The organism is Pseudomonas sp. LAIL14HWK12:I7 (assembly GCF_000483465.1).
Lineage (GTDB): Bacteria > Pseudomonadota > Gammaproteobacteria > Pseudomonadales > Pseudomonadaceae > Aquipseudomonas > Aquipseudomonas kermanshahensis.
In genome coordinates, this window is sequence record NZ_AXYZ01000009.1 from 139,009 (window position 1) to 158,039 (window position 19,031).

13 protein-coding genes and 1 tRNA gene are annotated in these 19,031 nt (G+C 63.8%); 7 read left to right on the plus strand and 7 right to left on the minus strand.

Going from position 1 to position 19,031, the window contains the following annotated elements:
• Positions 1–30 precede the first annotated feature (30 nt).
• From D886_RS0111710 to bglX, 4 genes are all read right to left on the minus strand, one after another.
• Positions 31–1,350 (minus strand): MFS transporter, encoded by a 1,320-nt coding sequence (locus tag D886_RS0111710; RefSeq protein WP_027594113.1) that lies wholly within the window; start codon positions 1,348–1,350, stop codon positions 31–33.
• Between the two features lie 281 nt (positions 1,351–1,631).
• Complete coding sequence (locus D886_RS0111715; protein ID WP_027594114.1) at positions 1,632–2,957, minus strand: sigma-54 dependent transcriptional regulator; 1,326 nt, start codon at positions 2,955–2,957, stop codon at positions 1,632–1,634.
• Positions 2,951–4,708 (minus strand): ATP-binding protein, encoded by a 1,758-nt coding sequence (locus D886_RS0111720; protein WP_027594115.1) that lies wholly within the window; start codon positions 4,706–4,708, stop codon positions 2,951–2,953. The genes D886_RS0111715 and D886_RS0111720 overlap by 7 nt, the downstream gene beginning before the upstream one ends.
• A gap of 116 nt (positions 4,709–4,824) precedes the next feature.
• Positions 4,825–7,116 (minus strand): beta-glucosidase BglX, encoded by a 2,292-nt coding sequence (gene bglX / locus D886_RS0111725; RefSeq protein WP_027594116.1) that lies wholly within the window; start codon positions 7,114–7,116, stop codon positions 4,825–4,827.
• Positions 7,117–7,302: 186 nt separating this feature from the next.
• Here bglX and D886_RS0111730 point away from each other — a divergent pair, with 186 nt between their 5' ends.
• From D886_RS0111730 to D886_RS0111740, 3 genes are all read left to right on the plus strand, one after another.
• A complete protein-coding gene (locus D886_RS0111730; protein ID WP_027594117.1) occupies positions 7,303–7,920 on the plus strand; it encodes a TPM domain-containing protein in 618 nt (205 codons plus the stop codon).
• A 95-nt stretch (positions 7,921–8,015) separates the two neighbouring features.
• Entirely contained in the window at positions 8,016–9,230 is a 1,215-nt protein-coding gene (locus D886_RS0111735) for an SAM-dependent methyltransferase (RefSeq protein ID WP_027594118.1), read from the plus strand.
• Positions 9,231–9,533: 303 nt separating this feature from the next.
• A complete protein-coding gene (locus D886_RS0111740) occupies positions 9,534–10,043 on the plus strand; it encodes an AlpA family transcriptional regulator (RefSeq protein ID WP_027594119.1) in 510 nt (169 codons plus the stop codon).
• Positions 10,044–10,062: 19 nt separating this feature from the next.
• Here D886_RS0111740 and D886_RS0111745 read toward each other — a convergent pair whose 3' ends face one another.
• Positions 10,063–11,073: a DUF4917 family protein gene (locus D886_RS0111745; RefSeq protein ID WP_027594120.1), complete on the minus strand. Its 1,011-nt coding sequence runs from the start codon at positions 11,071–11,073 to the stop codon at positions 10,063–10,065.
• A gap of 134 nt (positions 11,074–11,207) precedes the next feature.
• Between D886_RS0111745 and D886_RS0111750 the strand changes: the two genes are divergently transcribed.
• From D886_RS0111750 to D886_RS26920, 4 genes are all read left to right on the plus strand, one after another.
• Positions 11,208–11,747, plus strand: coding sequence for an RNA polymerase sigma factor (locus D886_RS0111750; protein ID WP_027594121.1), 540 nt, complete (start codon positions 11,208–11,210; stop codon positions 11,745–11,747).
• Positions 11,740–12,702 carry a FecR family protein gene (locus D886_RS0111755; protein ID WP_027594122.1) on the plus strand — a complete coding sequence of 321 codons (963 nt, stop codon included), beginning with the start codon at positions 11,740–11,742 and terminating at the stop codon, positions 12,700–12,702. Before D886_RS0111750 ends, D886_RS0111755 begins: the two co-directional genes overlap by 8 nt.
• Before the next feature lie 72 nt (positions 12,703–12,774).
• A complete protein-coding gene (locus D886_RS0111760; RefSeq protein WP_027594123.1) occupies positions 12,775–15,156 on the plus strand; it encodes a TonB-dependent receptor in 2,382 nt (793 codons plus the stop codon).
• 7 nt (positions 15,157–15,163) lie between these two features.
• On the plus strand, positions 15,164–16,762 hold the full coding sequence (locus D886_RS26920) for an alpha/beta hydrolase-fold protein (RefSeq protein WP_081717486.1): 1,599 nt from the start codon (positions 15,164–15,166) through the stop codon (positions 16,760–16,762).
• A gap of 154 nt (positions 16,763–16,916) precedes the next feature.
• On the opposite strand, the gene D886_RS0111770 is transcribed toward D886_RS26920, so the two are convergent.
• Together D886_RS0111770 and D886_RS0111775 are read right to left on the minus strand one after the other, a co-directional pair.
• The gene (locus tag D886_RS0111770; RefSeq protein ID WP_027594124.1) at positions 16,917–18,617 is read right to left on the minus strand and encodes a SulP family inorganic anion transporter; all 1,701 of its coding nucleotides are present in this window, start codon (positions 18,615–18,617) and stop codon (positions 16,917–16,919) included.
• Between the two features lie 227 nt (positions 18,618–18,844).
• Positions 18,845–18,918 (minus strand) — tRNA-Gly (locus tag D886_RS0111775).
• Positions 18,919–19,031 lie beyond the last annotated feature (113 nt).

The following is a 19,031-nucleotide window of genomic DNA, read 5'->3' on the forward strand; positions in this document are numbered from 1 at the left end:
CGCCCCTTTTTCATATCTGCGGGATCAGTATCAGTCGGTGGTGATGCGCGAATGATGCTTGGTGTCTTTCATGGTCGCGTACACCAGCAGCGAGCAGGCGATGCAGCCGGTGACGTACCAGTAGAAGCCGGTTTCCATGCCATTGCTCTTGAACCACAGGGCGACGTACTCGGCGGTGCCGCCGAAGATGGACACGGTCAGGGCGTATGGCAGGCCAACGCCCAGGGCGCGGATTTCAGTCGGGAACAGTTCGGCTTTGACCACTGCGTTGATCGAGGTGTAGCCACTGACGATGATCAGCGCCGCCATGATCAGGAAGAACGCGCCCCACCAGGTTTGCACGGTGTGCAAGGTGCTCAGGATCGGCACAGTGAACAGCGTGCCGAGTACACCGAAGGCGATCAGAATCGGGCGCCGGCCGATCTTGTCGGACAGGCCGCCGATCACCGGCTGCAGGCACATGAACAGGAACAGCGTGGCGGCCGAGATGGTGGTCGAGTCGCTGATGCTCATGCCCACGGTGTTGACCAGGTACTTTTGCATGTAGGTGGTGTAGGTGTAGAAGGCCAGGGTGCCGCCCATGGTCAGGCCGACTACGGTCATCAGCTCTTTGGGATGACGCATCAGGGTGCGCATCAGGCTTTCTTTGGACTTTTCCTTCTTGGTGAAGGAAGCGGTCTCTTCCATGCCGCGACGCAGGTACAGCGCAACCACCGCGCACAGCGCGCCGATCACGAAGGGAACACGCCAGCCCCAGGCATACAGCTGCTCGGTGGTGAGCGTCTGTTGCAGGATGATCAGCACCGCCAAGGCGATGAGCTGGCCAGAAATCAGGGTCACGTACTGGAAGCTGGAGAAGAACCCACGGCGCTCCTTGCTGGCCATCTCGCTGAGGTAGGTGGCCGAGGTGCCGTATTCACCGCCCACCGACAGGCCCTGCAGCAAGCGTGCGAAGACCAGCAGGATCGGCGCGGCAACACCGATGGTTTCATAGCCGGGCGTCAGGGCGATGAGCAGCGAGCCCCCGCACATCAGCAGGACCGAGGCCATCAACGCGGCCTTGCGGCCTTTGCGGTCGGCATACAGGCCCATCAGCCAGCCACCGATCGGGCGCATGAGGAAGCCCACGGCGAAGATCGCGGCGGTGTTGAGCAGTTGTGCAGTGGTGTCGCCAGCGGGGAAGAAGGCTTTGGCGAAGTACAGCGAGAATGCGGCGTAGACGTACCAGTCGTACCATTCGACCATGTTGCCGATGGACCCGCTGAAGATCGACTTCAGGCGGCTGGCGGTGGTTTTTTCTGCGGCCGGCGCGATGGCCGCCCCGGTTGGCAGGGAGGTGGCGTTATCCATCAGGGATACCTTCTCGTTGTTTTTGTGGAGCGCGCCGGAGCGCTGCTTACCACGGTGATTGCAGAAGGTGTGCCAAATGGGTGCGAGGTGATTCATTTGAGGGCGCTGCACCCCGTTCGCAGGCAAGCCCGCCTGCACCAAGCCCAGTGCGCATGCGGGCTTGGTGGGCGCGGGCTTGCCCGCGAAAGGCTGCAAGGCAACCCCTTGCAGGTAAAGCGTTGGCATCACGGATGAGCGGATTTCCGCTCATCTAGTGCGGGTGGTAAGCAGAAATTCGCCTATTACAGGAAGTCTTCGCGCACCAACCCGTGCCGCTGCATTTTCTCGTTCAGCGTACGCCGCGGCAGCTGCAAGGCCTCCATCACCCCCTTGATCTCCCCTTTGCTCTGACGCAACGCCGCCCGCAAGCACTGCGCTTCAAACGCCTCCATCTGCTCGCCCAGCGACTGCCCGGCCGGTGCCACTTCTATGTTCGGCGAACCCAGCCCCAGCGCATGCCGCTCCGCCGCGTTGGCCAACTCGCGCACGTTGCCCGGCCAGTCGTGGGAGAGCAGCTGCGCCAACTGGCTACCGCTGAGCGGCGGCGCTGTTCTGCCCAGTTTTTCAGCGCCAGCACGGGCAAAGTGTTCGAACAGCAACGGAATGTCCTCACGTCGCTCTCGCAAGGGGGCCAAGCGCAGCTCGGCAACGTTCAAGCGATAGGCGAGGTCTTCGCGAAAGCGCCCGGCGCGGGCTTCTTCCAGCAGGTCCGGTTTGGTCGCGGCGATGATGCGCAAGTCGACGCTGATGCTCTGGTTGGCGCCCAGGCGTTCGAGCTTCTGTTCCTGGATCACCCGCAGCAGTTTTGCCTGCTGGGCCAGGGGCATGCTCTCGATCTCGTCAAGAAACACCGTGCCCCCGTTGGCATACTCAAGCTTGCCGATCCGCTTGCCCTGGGCGCCGGTGAAGGCACCGCTCTCATGGCCAAACAGCTCGGCTTCGAACAGTGTTTCAGGGATTGCAGCGCAGTTGAGGGCCACGAAGGGTTTGCCCGCACGCGGGCCGAAGTCGTGCAGGCAGCGGGCCACGCGCTCCTTGCCACTGCCGGTTTCGCCGCGGATCAGCACATTGACCGGCAGGCCGGCCAGCTCCAGCACCTGCCGGCGCAGCTGTTGCAGGCCCTGGGACATGCCCAGCAGGGTGTTTTCGAGGCGTGACTTGAGGTCGGCCTGCTCGTGCAGCCGGCGGTTCTCCAGCACCAGTTGGCGCTTTTCCAGGGCGCGTCGCAGGCTGCCCAGCAGGTGCTGCGGGGTGAAGGGTTTTTCGAGGAAGTCGTAGGCCCCCTTGCGCATGGCGTCCACCGCCATCGGTACATCGCCATGGCCAGTCAGCAGGATTACCGGCAGGTCGGGGTCCTCTGCCTGCAAGCGCTCGAGCAGTTGCAGGCCATCCATGCCCGGCATGCGTACATCGCTGATGATCACGCCGGCAAAGTGCTGTGGCAATTGCGCCAGGCAATCCTCGGCGCGGGCGAACAGTTGCACGCTGAAGCCGGACAGGCTCAGCCATTGCTCGACCGCCGTGCGGATACTGGCTTCATCATCGACGACGATCACTGAATTCAACATACAGGCTCCAGGTCGCGGGGCAGGGTGAGGCTCAGGCGGGCGCCGCCCGGCAGGTTCTCGGCCTGCAGTTGGCCGCCGGCTTCGTGGACGATGCCATAGGAAATGGCCAAACCAAGGCCCAGCCCTTCGCCCACGGGTTTAGTGGTGAAGAAGGGGTCGAAGACCTTGGCCAGGTGTTCATCGGCAATACCGCCCCCCGAATCGAGCACGCTCAGCCGCCATTGGTCGTGATCCAGCTCGATGCGAATCTCCAGGCGTTTGTAGCGCTTGTCGGCCATGGCGTCGAGGGCATTGCGCAGCAGGTTGATCAGCACTTGCTCCAGGCGGATGGCGTCCCCGCGCACCCAGGCTGGGCGTGCCAGGTACAGCGCGACCTCGACGCCCTCGCTGCGAATACGGGTATCCAGCAGGTGCAGGGCCTGGTCGACCACGCCGGCCAGGTCCAGGCGCTCGCGCAGCCCGACCGGGCTGTTGCGGGCAAAGGTCTTCAGGTGGCTGGTGAGCGCGGCCATGCGCGTGAGCATCTGTTCCAGGGGTTCAAGGGCCTTGCGCGCTTCGTCGTAGCGGCCATGGTCGAGCAGCAGGCGCAGGGTTTCCAACTGCATGCGCTGGGTGGTCAGCGGCTGGTTGATCTCGTGGGCCATGGCCGCCGACATCTGCCCGAGGGCGGCCAGCTTGGCCGATTGCACCAGGCCTTCTTGCGCTGTGCGCAGTTCACGGGTGCGTTCTTCGACCTGGCGCTTGAGTGCTTCGCGGCTGCGCTGGCGCAAGCGTGCCAGGCGCAGGCGCTGGCTGACGAACAGCGCCGCGAAGACCAGGCTCAGCCACACGGCCGCAGCGCCAAGGGCGGCGTTGCGGCCGTCGGCGGCGACCTGCGGTTTGCGCAACAGGTGCAAGGTCCAGTCTTCACCTTGCAGCGGCAGGCGTTCCCACAGGTATTCGGCGACGCCCTCCGGGCCTTGCACGCGGGCCAGGTGGCTATTGTCGGCAAAACGGGTCAGTACCTGATGCTGCAGGGGCACCAGGGGTTGTTTGTCGTACTGGCGGGTTTCAGCCAGTTCTGCACGGTCAGCGCCGCTCAGCGGCTGCAGCTCGCGGTAGCGCCAGCCGTCCTGGTTGGCGATGAAGGTGATGCCACGCGCATCGCTGACCAGCAGGATATCGTTGCCTTGGCGCCATTCACGTTCCAGCTCGGGGAATTCGAGCTTGACCACCATGGCACCGAGGAAGCGGCCATGCTCATCATTCACCGCGCTGGCCAGGAAGTAGCCTGGCACGCCACTGGTCACACCCACCGCGTAGAAGCGGCCGCTGCCTTGGCTGCGGGTCTGTTTGAAATAGGGGCGAAAGCCGTAATTGGAGCCCACGTAGCTACTCGGCAGCCGCCAGTTACTGGCCGCGATGGCCAGCCCGGTGCGGTCGAGCAGTTCGAGGGTAGACGAGTTGGCGGCACCGTTGATGCGTTCGAGCTTGCGGTTCAGGGCGTCTTGTACCGGCTCGCTGACCGGGCCGCGCAGGGCTGCGATCAGTTCCGGGTCGAGTGCCAGCACGGCGGGCAGGGCGCGGTAGCGTTCGATCAGGGTATGCAGGGCGTTGGCGTACAGGCCCAGTTGCTGGCTGGCGCGCTGGGCGTCGTCTGCCATGGCCTGGCGCTTAGCCTGGTGCATGGCCCAGCCGGCGCTGAGCGCGGTGCCGAGCAGGATGAACAGGACGATCAGCCCCAGACGCAGGGCGCGAAAGGAAAACGGCATGGGGCGGATCCGAAAGATAAGGGGGATCAGGGCCGGCCCATTCGCGGGTAAACCCGCTCCCACAGCGATGGCATGTAGCCTGGGGAGCGGGTTTATCCAGCAAAAGGCGGGTACTGCTACAACAACTCGAAACTTTTCTGCTGCACCGCCTCGGAATCCAGCCCTACCTGGACATTGAACTCCCCAGGCTCTGCAACCCGCTGCAGTTGGCCATTGTAGAACTTCAGGTCTTCCTCACTGATGCTGAAGGTCAAGGTTCGCGACTCGCCAGCCTTGAGCATCAGTTTCTGGAAATTCTTCAGCTCTTTGACCGGGCGGCTCATGGAGGCCGAGACATCCTGCAGATACAGCTGCACCACGGTCTCGCCGTCTCGCTTGCCGGTGTTCTTCACTGTTACCTTGGCTTCCAGCGTAGCGCCACGCTTGAGGTCCTTGCTCGACAGGGCCAGGCCCGACAATTCGAAGCTGCTGTAGCTCAAGCCATAACCAAACGGATACAGCGGCCCGTTGGGCTCTTCGAAGTACTGCGAGGTGTAGTTGCCGGGCTTGCCGGGTGTGAACGGCCGGCCAATACGCGTGTGGTTGTAGTACATCGGAATCTGCCCGACCGAACGCGGGAAGGTGATGGCCAGCTTGCCGGACGGGTTGTAGTCGCCGAACAGCACGTCAGCGATGGCATTGCCGCCTTCGGTGCCGCTGAACCAGGTTTCCAGCAGGGCGTCGGCCTGCTCGCGTTCCCAGGCGATCGACAGCGGGCGGCCATTCATCAGCACCAGTACCAGCGGCTTGCCGGTGGCTTTCAGGGCCTTGATCAGTTCGCGCTGGCTGGCCGGAATTTCCAGGGTGGTACGGCTCGACGACTCGTGAGACATGCCACGCGACTCGCCGACCACCGCGACCACCACGTCGGACTGCTGCGCGGCCTTGACCGCTTCATCGATCAATACCGCGGCAGGGCGCAGGTCGTTGACGATTTCCGGGGCGTCGAAGTTGAGGAAGTTCAGGTAGTCGAACATCGCCTTGTCGCCGGTGACGTTGGAACCCTTGGCGTAGACCAGCTTGGCCTTGCCTTCCACGGCGCGGCGCAGGCCTTCGCGAACGGTCACCGAATGCACCGGTTTGCCGTCGGCCGCCCAGCTGCCCATCATGTCGATGGGCGCATCGGCCAATGGGCCGACCAGGGCAATGGTGCCGGCCTTCTTCAGTGGCAGGGTCTGGTTGCGGTTTTCCAGCAGGACCAGGCTGCGGCGTGCCACGTCACGCGCGGCATCGCGGTGCAGGCGGTCGTTGCCGTAGTAGTCCTTGAGGTCGGTTTCGGCTTTGCCGATCCGCACGTACGGGTCTTTGAACAGGCCCATGTCGTACTTGGCGCCAAGCACTTCGCGCACCGCCTGGTCCAGTTCGCCCTGGGTCACTTCACCGTCCTTGAGCAGCCCTGGCAGCTCTTCGCCATACAGGGTGTCGTTCATGCTCATGTCGATACCGGCCTTGATCGCCAGTTTGGCCGCTTCACGGCCGTCACGGGCAACTCCGTGGCGGATCAGTTCCTGGATGGCGCCGTGGTCACTGATGGTCACACCTTTGAAGCCCCACTCCTTGCGCAGCAGGTCGTTCATCAACCAGGTGTTGGAGGTGGCCGGCACGCCGTTGATCGAGTTCAACGCCACCATGACCCCGCCAGCACCGGCATCGAGCGCGGCGCGGTAGGGCGGCAGGTAGTCGTTGTACATTTTCGTCAGGCTCATATCGACCGTGTTGTAGTCGCGGCCGCCCTCCACCGCGCCATACAGGGCAAAGTGCTTGACGATGGCCATGATGCTGTCGGGGTTGGCCGGGCTGCTGCCCTGGAACGAGCGGACCATCACCTGGCCGATTCGCGAGGTCAGGTAGGTGTCTTCACCAAAGCCTTCACTGGTGCGGCCCCAGCGCGGGTCGCGGGCGATGTCGACCATCGGCGCGAAGGTCATGTCCAGGGCGTCGGCAGCGGCCTCGATGGCGGCAGTGCGGCCGACCTTGGCAATCGCGTCCATGTCCCAGGTCGCGGCCATGCCCAGGCCGATCGGGAAAATGGTGCGCTCGCCGTGAATGGTGTCGTAGGCGAAGAACATCGGAATCTTCAGGCGGCTGCGCATGGCGGCGTCCTGCATCGGCCGGTTCTCGGGCGCGGTGCGCGAGTTGAAAGTGCCACCGATGCGGCCGGCGGCGATTTCTTCGCGGATTTGCTCGTGGGTCATCTCCGGGCCGATGCTGATCAGGCGCAGCTGGCCGATTTTTTCGGCCTCGGTCATCTGGCTGATCAGGTGATCGATGAACGCCTGCTTGTCCTGCAGGGGCGGAGCGGTAGGGGCGGCGAGGGCCGCCTGACTGACAAGGCCCATGGCCAGGCCCAGCAAAGACAGTTTCATCATCAATTCCGTTGTGGGGCCTTTGCCGTATCCACCGTGATACGCGCGCGGCCGAAGTTTTCAGGCGGCTATTGTTGTACAGTTCGGGGGCGATTCTTCCAGCGGCGGATTATGCCTGAATATGTCGGCGGCCGATGGCACCCTGAATGCCTGGACAACAACAATAAGAACGATCGAGAGACCGCTGGCATGACCCCCCTCAACGAATACGATCAACGTCAGATCGCCGAAGCCATTGCCCGTGCCGAACGGCGTACCGATGCCGAACTGGTAACGGTGCTGGCCCGCCGTGCCGACGATTATGCCTACCTGCCACTGTTCTGGGCCGCGGTGCTGGCGCTGGCCGTGCCGGGCTTGCTGCAGATGCTGCTGGGCTGGCCCGGTATCCGTGGCTTGCTGGTGGCCAACGTCGTGCTGTTCATCGGCTTGTGCCTGCTGCTGCGCCACCCGCGCCTGGCCGGCTGGCTGATCCCGCGTGCCTGGCGCCGCTGGCGGGCGTCGAGCCTGGCCCGCCAGCAGTTTCGCGAGCAGAACCTGCAGCGCACCCGCGGTGCCACGGGGGTGCTGATTTTCGTCAGCGAAGCGGAGCGGCATGTGGAAATCCTGGTCGACCAAGGGGTCGAGCAATACCTCGATGCTAGCGCCCGCTCGGCCATCGTAGGGCGCTTTGCCGAACAGGTGCGTCAGGGCCGGACCTTGCAAGGCTTTGTCGATTGCATCGACGCCTGCGGTGAGTTGCTCAGTGAGCACGTGCCGCGCACCCATGCCCGCAACGAACTGCCCAACCGTTTGGTGATTCTGGACTGACAAAAGCGGGCGTATGGATTGGGGGGCCAGCCTCACACCTGTAGAATGCGTGGCATTGCGCAACGCGCTCCCCGCAACTCGAGGCACCGTTTTTCATGTCCGCCAGTCCTTCCGCTTCCACCGCGCCAGAGGCGCGCGCCCAGTTCCTTGAGCTGCTGAGCGCTGCCCTGCACGGCAATACCTTGGTCAAACTGGTGCTGGCGCGCCATGTGGGTGCCGATCAGACCCTGCAGCGGATCATCGCCAAGCCACTGCAGGTCAAGGGCCAGCCCTGCCTGTCACTGGTGTATCGCCACCAGACCCGTGACATCACCCGCAACCTGCCACTGGAGCAGGCCGAAGCGCTGGTTGCCGAGCTGCTGCCTGACAGCTTTCGCAATGCTCACCTGTTCGATGCGGACGGCGAAGTGCAGCTGACCTTCAGCAAGAAAGGCAAGCCCATGCTCCAGCGCCACGGCGCTCAGGCGCCGCGTGATGCGGCTGCGAGCAGTGGCCATGACCGGGAGAAAAAGCGTTACCTGGAGCTGTCGCGGCCCTTTTTGCGTGACCTGGGCGTGACCGATGCGCAAGGTGCGCTGATCCCGTCGATGTCGCGCAAGTGGAAGCAGATCAACAAGTTCATCGAGGTGTTCGAGCACGCCCTGGCCAGCGCGCCGCTGCCGGCCGAACAGGCCCTGCGCGTAGCCGACTTTGGCTCGGGCAAGGGTTACCTGACCTTCGCCATGCACGACTACCTGCGCAACACGCTGGGCCGCGACGCCCAGGTGACCGGCGTGGAGCTGCGCCAGGAAATGGTCGACCTGTGCAACGCCGCGGCCTCGCGCCTGGACCACCCGGGCCTAGAATTCCAGTGCGGCGATGTACGCAGCGTGGTGCCCGAAGCCATCGAGGTGATGATCGCCCTGCACGCGTGCGACATCGCCACCGACTACGCCATCCACACCGGCATCCGCTGCAACGCCGCGATCATCATGTGCTCGCCGTGCTGCCACAAACAGATCCGCCCGCAACTGCACAGCCCAGGCTTGCTACAGCCGATGCTGCAGTATGGGTTGCACCTGGGGCAGCAGGCCGAGATGCTCACTGACAGCCTGCGCGCGCTGTACCTGGAAGCCTGTGGTTATGAAACCAAGGTGTTCGAGTTCATTTCGTTGGAACACACCAACAAGAACAAGATGATTCTTGCGGTGAAGCGCAAACAGCCGGTGGATAACGCGGCGCTGCTGGAGAAGATTGCGCAACTCAAGGGGTTTTATGGGGTGCAGGAGCATTGCCTGGAGACGTTGTTGCGGGGGGATGGGTTGATCTGAATGCTCGTTGAGCGCTGATCCTGAACGTGGGTAGGAAATTTCTCCAGAGCACCTCGCGACGGTGTTTGACGTGAAGAAGTCTGTAGTGTGGCGTGCACCTGCAAGGTATTCATGGTTGTCGTTTGACAACCTTGTCATTGCGAGCCCACACTGGAGACAAGCTGATGTCACGCCCCAGTCATGCCAAGAAGGAGGTCCAAAGAGCCCAGGCAACTTTGCACGCCAGCTACGGCGTGTGGTGGAAAACTGTTCTGGCGGCAGGATGACGAAGGGCGCAGCACATGCTGCCGAGGAGCAGTAGCGATGGAATATGAGTTCACCCTGAAGTATCAACTGAACGAAAACGAAGATACCGATGCGCTGTTGGAGCGTCTGGCCAAGGCGGGTTGTGACGACGCTTTGGTTGGGGTAGGGCAGCCCGGTCGTTTGGCGCTGGCGTTTGTGCGCGAGGCTTCAACGGCCAGAGAAGCCATACATAGCGCCCTTGACGGTGTTCGTGAAGCAGTGCCTGCCGCGCGCCTGATCGAGGCAACCCCAGACCTCGTCGGGCTTACCGATGTAGCCGAAATGGTAGGCGTATCGCGCCAGAACATGCGTAAATTAATGCTCGCGCACAGCCATAGTTTTCCGGCACCTATTCACGAGGGCAGTACTTCGCTTTGGCACCTGGCTGAGGTTCTGGTCTGGTTACAGGCACGCGGAAGCTATGCTATCGGCCAGCAAACCCTTGAGCTGGCTCGCGTAGCGATGACGATCAATGTATCGAGTGCCTATGAGCGGGTTTTTGGCCATTCAACGAACTTGGCCTGTTGAACCTAAGCCCGAGCTCACCTCAACGCCGAGCAGCCGGCACGTCGATCGCCAAGTCAGCCAACCCCAGCGGGTGCGTACTCGCATCGAAAAAGTGCAGCGCAGTCGCCGGTAAATCCCCGAACCGGTCGATGAAGTGCTGCTTCTGATTGATCACCGACGCCTCCCCCAACGGCCGAATGGCAATCGACAAATGGCGAGGTTGTGCCTGTCGAACCGCCTCGACCAGGTGCTGGTCACTGCTGTCCAGATGCTGCCCGAACAGGCATAGCCCCTGGCGTTCCTGGGCCAATTGCGCCAAGCACCAGCTGAGGTAGTCCGAGTGACGAATGGCGCGCAGCTTTTCGTCGCTGCGGTCTTCATTGATGAACAAGGGCACTTCACCCGGAATGTTCACGGCAAAGCCATCGAGCAACTCGGCGCTCTCTGCGCTGCGTTGGCGGGTGGTGCCATCCGGCAGTTTCAACAGGTGCAGGCCGCCATGCAGGTGCAGCACGCGGGTGCCTTCACTGCGGGTGCGGCGTACGTCGAAAAAGCCTTGCTCGTCGAACAACTCGGCAAAACCTTGGGGGGCGTGCTGCACGGCCCAAGGCACGATCAGGTCGTAGTTGCTGGTGTAGACGTTGCGATAGCCGCGCAAGGCCTGGTTCAACATGGCCAGCGTGGCGGCTGGCATCAAAGGCCATGGCAGGTGCACCGTGCGCACGGCATGAATCAGCGCTTCCTTGATCGAGTAGTAGCGGTTCAGCGGTGCCGTGGAGTTGATGGCCAGGGCCGCGTTGACCCGCACCGTGCTGTTGAGGACGCTGAGCACGGGCTCGAACAATTCGGTGGCGAGTGACTTGAACAAGGCTTGGTCGCTGATCGCCAGGCCTTTTTTGCGGCCCGCGCGCTGCGCTTCCTCGAACAGCGAGAAATAGCCAAACGGCTTCCACAGTGCACGGCTGGCGCCGTTGCCCAGCAGCAGGGCGTCGCAAGGGTGGCGTTGGTCGAGTTCTGGCCAGGGGGTGAGGTAAGCGTCAAGTGCGGGCATGCGGGGTCCGTTGGGCGGAGCGGAAAACGGGGCGACTGTAGCATGTCATTCAAGCGCTAGGTGATTGAGGCTGGCGAGGACAAGAAGTCATGTGTGAGAATGATACGGATTCCTATTAGCGACGCTCACCTTCAATGACATCCTTTTCCACACCCTGGAGCGGCCCTGCGCCGGCCTTGCAGGCGGTCGTCGATGATCTGCTGGCCAACTACAGTGACCTGCGTCGCTACCTCAGCGGGCGCCTGCGCAACCCCGACGACGCCGCTGACATCGCTCAGTCCAGCTTTGCCCAGGCCTATGCCCACGCGCTGAATGCGCCGGTGCTCAATGCGCGCGCGTTGTTGTTCCAGGCGGCGCGTAACTTGTGCATCGATCAGTACCGGCGGCGCAGCACCGAGTTGGCGGCGCTGGAGGATTGGCTGGTGCGCGTCGACGGCTTGAGCCCCAGCGTCGAGGACATCCTGATCGCGCGCGAGCAGTTGCAGCAACTGATTGCACTGATCGAGCGCATGCCGCGCCTGCGCCGCGAAGTGTTCGTGCGGGTGCGGCTGTATGGCCAGCGCCATCGCGAGGTGTGTGAGGCGCTGGCGCTGTCGGCCAAGTCGGTGGAACTGCACATCGCCCGCGCGGTATTCGACCTCTCCGAACTGCGCCTGGCCAGCCGCCATGGCTGACCCGGTTGCCGCACGCAAGGTGCAACAGGCCTTGGTCTACCTCGCGGCGATGCATGGCGACGACCCCACGCGTGTGCGCGAAGCCAGCGGCCAGGCGCTGCGCTGGCGGCGTAAGAGCGACGAACATGAGCGCGCCTGGCATGAGGCCGAGCAGCGCTGGCAACTGGTGCATCGCCTGGCGCCGCAATTGCGCGGCGCCCTGCAGCCGCAGCCGCATGACCCGGGCCGTCGGCGCCTGTTGCGCCAGGGCGGCGCGTTGGCGGTACTGCTGGCGGCAGGTGGCTGGCTGGGCTGGATGTGGCAGCGCACCGCTGCATTACACCAAGACCTGCAGACCGCGCACGGCGAACAGCCCCGCAGCCTGGCCTTGCCCGATGGCAGCCAACTGCTGGTGGCGGCCGAGAGCAACCTGCGTATCCGCTTCGACCATGGCCAGCGCCAGGTGATGCTGTTGCACGGCAATGTCTTCTTCGACGTCGCCCATGAGCACTGGCGGCCCTTCCATATCAGCACCCGTGTGGGCAGTGTGCAGGTGCTGGGCACCGCCTTCACGGTCAGCGACCGGGGTGACCGGGTGTTCGTGGCGGTGGCCCGCGGCCGTGTGCAGGTGCGTGACCTGCACGGTGGCGAGCGCACCCTTGGCGCTGGCGAACGCGTCTGCATTGATGGTCAGGGGCGCCTGAGCAGCCTGCATGCGCAGGGGCAGCTCGGCCCGGACGTCGACCATTGGCAACGCGGTTGGTGGTCTTACACCGACCAGTCGCTGCGTGAAGTGATCGGCGAGCTCAATGCCTATCTGCCGCGGCCCGTGCTGCTGGCGCCGGAAGTCGCCGAACTGAAGCTGACCGGCAGCTTCCCCATCGACCAGCCGCAGAAACTGCTGGATGCGTTGCCACGCATTCTGCCGGTGCGCCTGAGCGAACGGCAGGGCAGGGTGGAACTGTTGGCGCGCTGAAAAAAGTTTTGAGGGGTAAGCCGCAGGAGCGGCGTCATCAACGGTGAACCCCTCCAAGAGCAAGGACCCTTCATGTCGTTCGCCTCCACCCGTTTATCCGTGCCACTGCGCCACCTGGCCCTGGCCTGTGCCTTGGGCAGCCTGTTGTCGCCGGGCATGGCCCTGGCTGACAGCCAGCCACTGGCCCTGGATTTTCCGAGCCAATCGCTGGAAACCACGGTGCACGCGCTTGCCCGCCAGTCCGGTGTGGCCATTGCCGCTGACAGCCGGGTACTCGCGGGCCGCAATGCGCCTGCCCTGCACGGGCGCTTCAGCGTGCTGCAAGCCTTGCAGCAGTTGCTGATCGGCACCGACCTGGTGGCCGAGGAGCACAACGGCGTGGTGACCCTGCGCAGCACCGCCGAGGACGGCGCCTTGACCCTCGGCGCCACCAACGTCAACGCCGCCGGTTTCAACAGTGAACTGCCCGAGGCCTACAGCGGCGGCCAGGTGGCGCGCGGTGCACGGCTTGGCATGCTGGGCAATCGCGACATCATGGACACGCCATTCAACATCACCGCCTACACCGCCAAGACCATCGCCGACCAGCAGAGCGGCACGGTTGGCGCCGTGTTGCGCAATGACCCGTCGATCCGCTTCAGCACCGGCGAAGGCCATGCCTACGAGAACTTCATGATCCGTGGCTATGGCCTGGAATCCTCGGAGCTGGCGGTAAATGGCCTGTACGGCCTGGCGCCGGATGGCCATGTGCCGACCGAATTCCTCGAACGGGTCGAAGTGCTTAAAGGCCCAAGCGCATTGCTCAGCGGCATGGCGCCCAATGGCGGGGTGGGCGGCAATGTCAACCTGGTACCCAAGCGTGCCGGCGATGCTCCACTGACCCGGCTGACCACAAGCTACGTTTCCGACGGCTACTTTGCCCAGCACATCGACGTGGCCCGACGCTTTGCGGATGGGCGCTTTGGTGTCCGCTTCAATGGGGTGTATGGCAGTGGCGACATGGGCGTCGACGAACAATCCAAGGACCGCACGCTGGCCGCCCTGGCGCTGGATTACCGAGGTGACGACTTCAAGCTCGAATTGGATGCCTACGAGACCCATGAGAAACTCGACAACGGCAGCCCGATGATGGCGGGCTTCAGCGAGTTGGGCTACGTGACCAAGGCGCCCAAGCCCGATACCAACGTGCTGGAAGGCATCTATGCCAAACAAGTCAGCAAGGCAGTGGTGCTGCGTGGCGAGTACCAGCTCAACGACGACTGGACGGCATTTGCCAGTGTGGGTGGGGCGCGCACGTACTACGACGGCTTCCTGAACGGCACCCGCATCCGAGTACAGGCGGCCGATGGCAGCGCCAAGGGGCAGACATACAACCAGGCCGGCTACACCCACAGCCTGGCCAGCGAGGCCGGCCTGCGTGGCAACTTCATGACGGGGCCGGTCACCCACCAGCTGGTGTTGACGACGTCGCTGCTGCACCAGGACATCGGCCGAGCGCCCACGGTCACCGGCGCCACCTACGACACCAACCTCTATCGCCCGGTCAAAGGGGTGATTGCCGGTGATCACGGCTCGAACGACAAGACCGGCGACAATACCTTGTCCAGCTTCGCCCTGGCCGACACCCTCGGTTTCTTCGACGAGCGTGTGTTGCTGACCCTGGGTGCGCGTGCCCAGCGGGTTCGGCAGAAGATGAGCAAACCAACGGCCTATGACGAACGCAAACTGACCCCGGCCTTTGGCATCGTGGTCAAGCCTTGGGATGCGCCGGTGTCGCTGTACGCCAACTACATCGAAGGCCTGACCCAAGGTGGCACGGTGACCGAGGTAGGGGCCCTGAACAAGGACGAGCAATTTGCGCCGTACGTGGCCAAGCAGATGGAAGCGGGCGTGAAGTGGGACCTGGGCACGTTCAGCCATACCCTGGCAGTGTTCCAGATCGAGAAACCCAGCATGGTCAAGAACACCCGCGGCGACACCTTCTGGTACACCGATGATGGCGAGCAGCGCAACCGTGGCGTGGAATGGAACATGTTCGGTGAAGCCGCCCCTGGCGTACGCCTGCTGGGCGGGGTGACCTACACCCGCGCCGAACTGAGCAAGACGGCCAACGGTACCCTGGATGGCAACACCGCCCGCGGTGTACCGGCCTGGTCGGCCAACCTCGGCGCCGAGTGGGACCTGCCCTGGGTCGATGGCCTGACCCTGACGGCACTGGGCATTCACAGCAGCTCGCAGTACCTGGACGACGAGAACACGCTGAAAATCCCACAATGGACGCGCTACGACCTGGGCGCGCGCTACGCCACCCGCGTGCTGAGCAAGGACGTGACCCTGCGCGCCAGCCTGGAGAACGTCGAGAATCGTGCCTACTGGGCGGGGGTGTTCAACCCGGGGTATGCCACCGTCAGCGAACCGCGCACCTTGAAGCTGTCCGCCAGCATCGACTTCTGAGGTGCGCATGAACCGCATTCCTCTCATCCGTTGCGCCTTGCTGCTGGCGTTGACCAGCGCCGTGGCGCAGGCTGCAAGCGAAGCCACGCTGCAGCCCGGTCAGGCTGTCAACGGCCAGGCCGTGGCGGCAGGCAGCACGGTCTGGCACGTTGGGCTCAAGGCGGGCGACCTGGTGCGCGGCCGGGTCGACGGCGACGTCAGCCTGCGCCTGCTGGACCCGCAGGGCAGGCCCTTGCGCCTGTTGATCGACGGCCAGGACCAGCCGCGCGCGTTCATCTTTGTCGCCGACAGCCCGGGTGCATATGGCTTGCGTGCAGAGCCACTGGACGGGCGCCCGGGCGCCCCTTTCAGCCTGCGCCTGGAGCAGGTACTGGCGCGTGCCGAGCAGCAGCAGAGCCCACCACGGTTGGCCAGCCCGGCCCTGGCCGAGTTGGCCGGGCAGCTTGCCCAGGGCGGTGATACCGAGGCGTTCTGGAACGCGCGAAAGGCCCAGGGCACGCCACTGGTCGAGCGGCTACCGGGCCAGCCGCAGCAGCGCCTGGTAACGTTTCTGTGGCGCGGCGCCCAGCACAATGTGCGGATGTTCGGCGCGCCTTCGGGCCGTCACGAAGCGCTGCAACGGCTTGGCACCAGCGATGTCTGGTACGCCAGTTTCGAGGTCCCGGCCAGCACCCGGCTCAGCTACCAAATGGCGCCTGATGTGCCACCGTCGGATGACCGCCGGGTGATTCTTGCCACCACGCGCCGCGACCCGCTCAACCCTGCCACCTTCGCCGACAGCAGCGGTGATGCCTGGCTGTCGCGTTCACGCCTGGAATTGCCGGATGCGCCGCCGCAACCCTGGGTAGCCGAGCGGCCGGGTATCGCCCGTGGCACGCTCGAACGCAAGCGCCTGGCCAGCGACGTGCTGGGCAACACGCGCGATGTCTACCTGTACCGACCGGCTGGCTGGCGCCAGGGTGCTGCAGGCCAGGCCTTGCTGGTGCTGTTCGACGCCCACGCCTATACCCGCCAAGTGCCTACGCCGACCCTTCTCGACAACCTGATCGCCGATGGCCTGATCCCACCTACGGCAGCCATCATCATCGCCAACCCCAGCGACCTCAGCCGCCAACAGGAACTGCCCCCCAACCCACGGTTCGCCCGTTTCATGGCCGAACAACTAATGCCCTGGGCGCGACAACACGGCTTGAGTGCACCCGCGGCCCGTACGGTCATCGCCGGCTCCAGCTACGGGGGGCTGGCCGCGTCCTACCTGGGCCTGATGCACCCTGAGCTGTTCGGCAATGTGCTGAGCCTGTCGGGGTCGTACTGGTGGGCCAAGGACGGGGAAGAGCCAGGCTGGCTGACCCGTGAGTACGTCAAGGCAACCCCCAAGCCGCTGCGTTTTTACCTGCAATCGGGGCTGTTCGAAGGCCCGACGATTCTGGATACCAACCGCCACCTGCGCGATGTGTTGCGTGCCAAGGGCTATGCAGTGGAAGCGGTGGAGTACCCCGCGGGGCATGATTACCTGCAATGGCGCGGGTCACTGCCGTGTGGCCTGGTGAGCCTGATCGGCAGGCCGGGTGAGGCCAGTTCCCAGGCGTGCGCTGAATACCGTTGATGCCCTGCATCCCCTGTAGGAGCAGCCTTGTGCTGCGATGAGGCCAGCGCTAACAGCGAAGGGTATGTGTTGTCACTGGCCTCTTCGCAGCACAAGGCTGCTCCTACAGTAGAGGGTGATTGGCCTGGATTCAGCGTAAGCACGTTGACGCGTTTTACTCCGGCGTTGACACGTGGCGACTCCTGTTCCGCCACACCCGATAGGCGCGGATCCCGGCGCGTACCGAGCCGAACAGCAGTTTGTCCTCCATCTCCCGTGCCATCCCTGAGCGCACCAGCATGCGCAGGAAGGTGCCGCGGGCGCGGGCGATGGCGAAGAAGATGCCTTGGGCCGCCAGGGTGTCGCGGACTTCGCGCAGCGCGGCAATGCCGCTGACGTCGATGCTGGTCACCGCTTCGGCATCGAACAGCACGACTTTGGGCTGGGCCTGGCTCTGCACGGCTTCCAGCAGGCGCATCTTGAAGTAGTCGGCGTTGAAGAACAGGATCGCGTCGTCGAAGCGGTACACCACCAACCCCGGCACGGTGCGGGCGTCCTTGAACTTGCGGATGTCGACTTGGCCCTCGGTGCCCGGCAGCCAGCCCAGCACTGCGTCGGTGGGCTGGTAGATGCTGTACAGCAGGCGCAGGATCGCCAGGGTCACGGCAAACACGATACCCGGCAGCACGCCCAGGCCCAGCACGCCGACCGTGGTCAGCAGGCAGAGCCAGAACTCGAAGCGGCTCAGGCGCCGGATGCTCTTCAGCGACTTGATGTCGATCAGCCCCCAGCCCGCCATCAGCAACACGGCCCCCAGCGCCGCCTGGGGGATCCAAGCCATGGGGGCGGTGAAGAACAGCAGGATCAGGGCGATCACCAGCGCAGCGATGATGCCGACCAGCTGGCTCTTGCCGCCGACCATGTCGTTGACTGCGGTACGCGAGTCGGCGCCGCTGATGGCAAAGCCTTGCGACATCCCGGCTGCCAGGTTGCTCACCCCGAGTGCCACGAATTCATGGTTGGCGTTGATGGCGTAGCCATGGCGTGCGGCAAAACTGCGTGCTGTGAGCATGGCGCTGCAGAAACTGACGGTGGCAATACCCAGGGCGTCGCGCAGCAGGCTTTTCATTTCTGCCAGGTTGCTTTGCGGCCAAGCCAGCTGCGGCATGCCGGCCGGTACCGGGCCGAGGATGGCGACACCGAAGCGGTCCAGGCCGAACAGGCCTACCACAACCGTGAACAGCGCCACCGCCACCAGCGCCGCCGGTAGCCGTGGGTAGCGCTGCGGTAGCCAGATCAGCAGCGCCAGCGCGGACAGGCCGATGGCCAGGGTCACCCCATGAATCTCGCCCAGGCGCTGGAGGAAGTTGACCAAGCTGAGGATGAACCCGTCGCCCTCGATCTTGAACCCGACCACCTTGGACAACTGCCCGGCGATCAGGCTCAGGCCAATGCCATTGAGGTAGCCGATCAGGATCGGCCGTGAGAAGAAGCTGGCGATGAACCCGGCCCTGGCCAGGCCCGCCCCGATCAGCATCACGCCCACCAGCACGGTGACAATTACCGACAGCTCGGCAATACGCTGCGGGTCGCCCAGCGCCAACGGTGCCACGGCCCCGGCGATCATCGCGCAGGTGGCGGCGTCCGGGCCGACCATCAGCTGACGCGAGCTGCCGATCAGCGCATACACCATCATCGGCAGCACACAGGCATACAGGCCATATTGCGGCGGCAGGCCGACGATTTGTGCGTAAGCGATGGCGATGGGGATCTGGATAGCCGCCACCGAAAGCCCAGCCTGCAGGTCGGCATGAAACCACTCACGGCGGTAGTGCAACAGGTTGGCGAGGCCAGGTAGCCAGCGGGACAGAAACATGCGCGGTCCTTTCGAAATGTTTCACGAATCCATCAAGCATATGCGCTTCAAGCCGTTTCGCTTGCAAGCGGATTCACCGGCCGCGCATTCAAGCGCAACGGCTGGGAAGTGGCCATGGGCCAGATCAACAAAAGGGGCATGAAAACGAATAGGCAGAAACGAAAAAAGGAGCCGAGGCCCCTTTTGACAGCGATGACGTTGCTGGAACGCCATGCGGGAATGCGAGGTGGAGCGGGTAGAGGGAATCGAACCCTCAACTAAAGCTTGGGAAGCTTTCGTTTTGCCACTAAACTATACCCGCGTCTGCGTTCGACTTTTTACCAGAACCCTCATCGAATTAGAAGCCCAAGTTATAAAAAAGGGTTATAAAAAGCTTGTCGGCGACCCATAGCCTGCGGGTAAAGGGCTACAGGA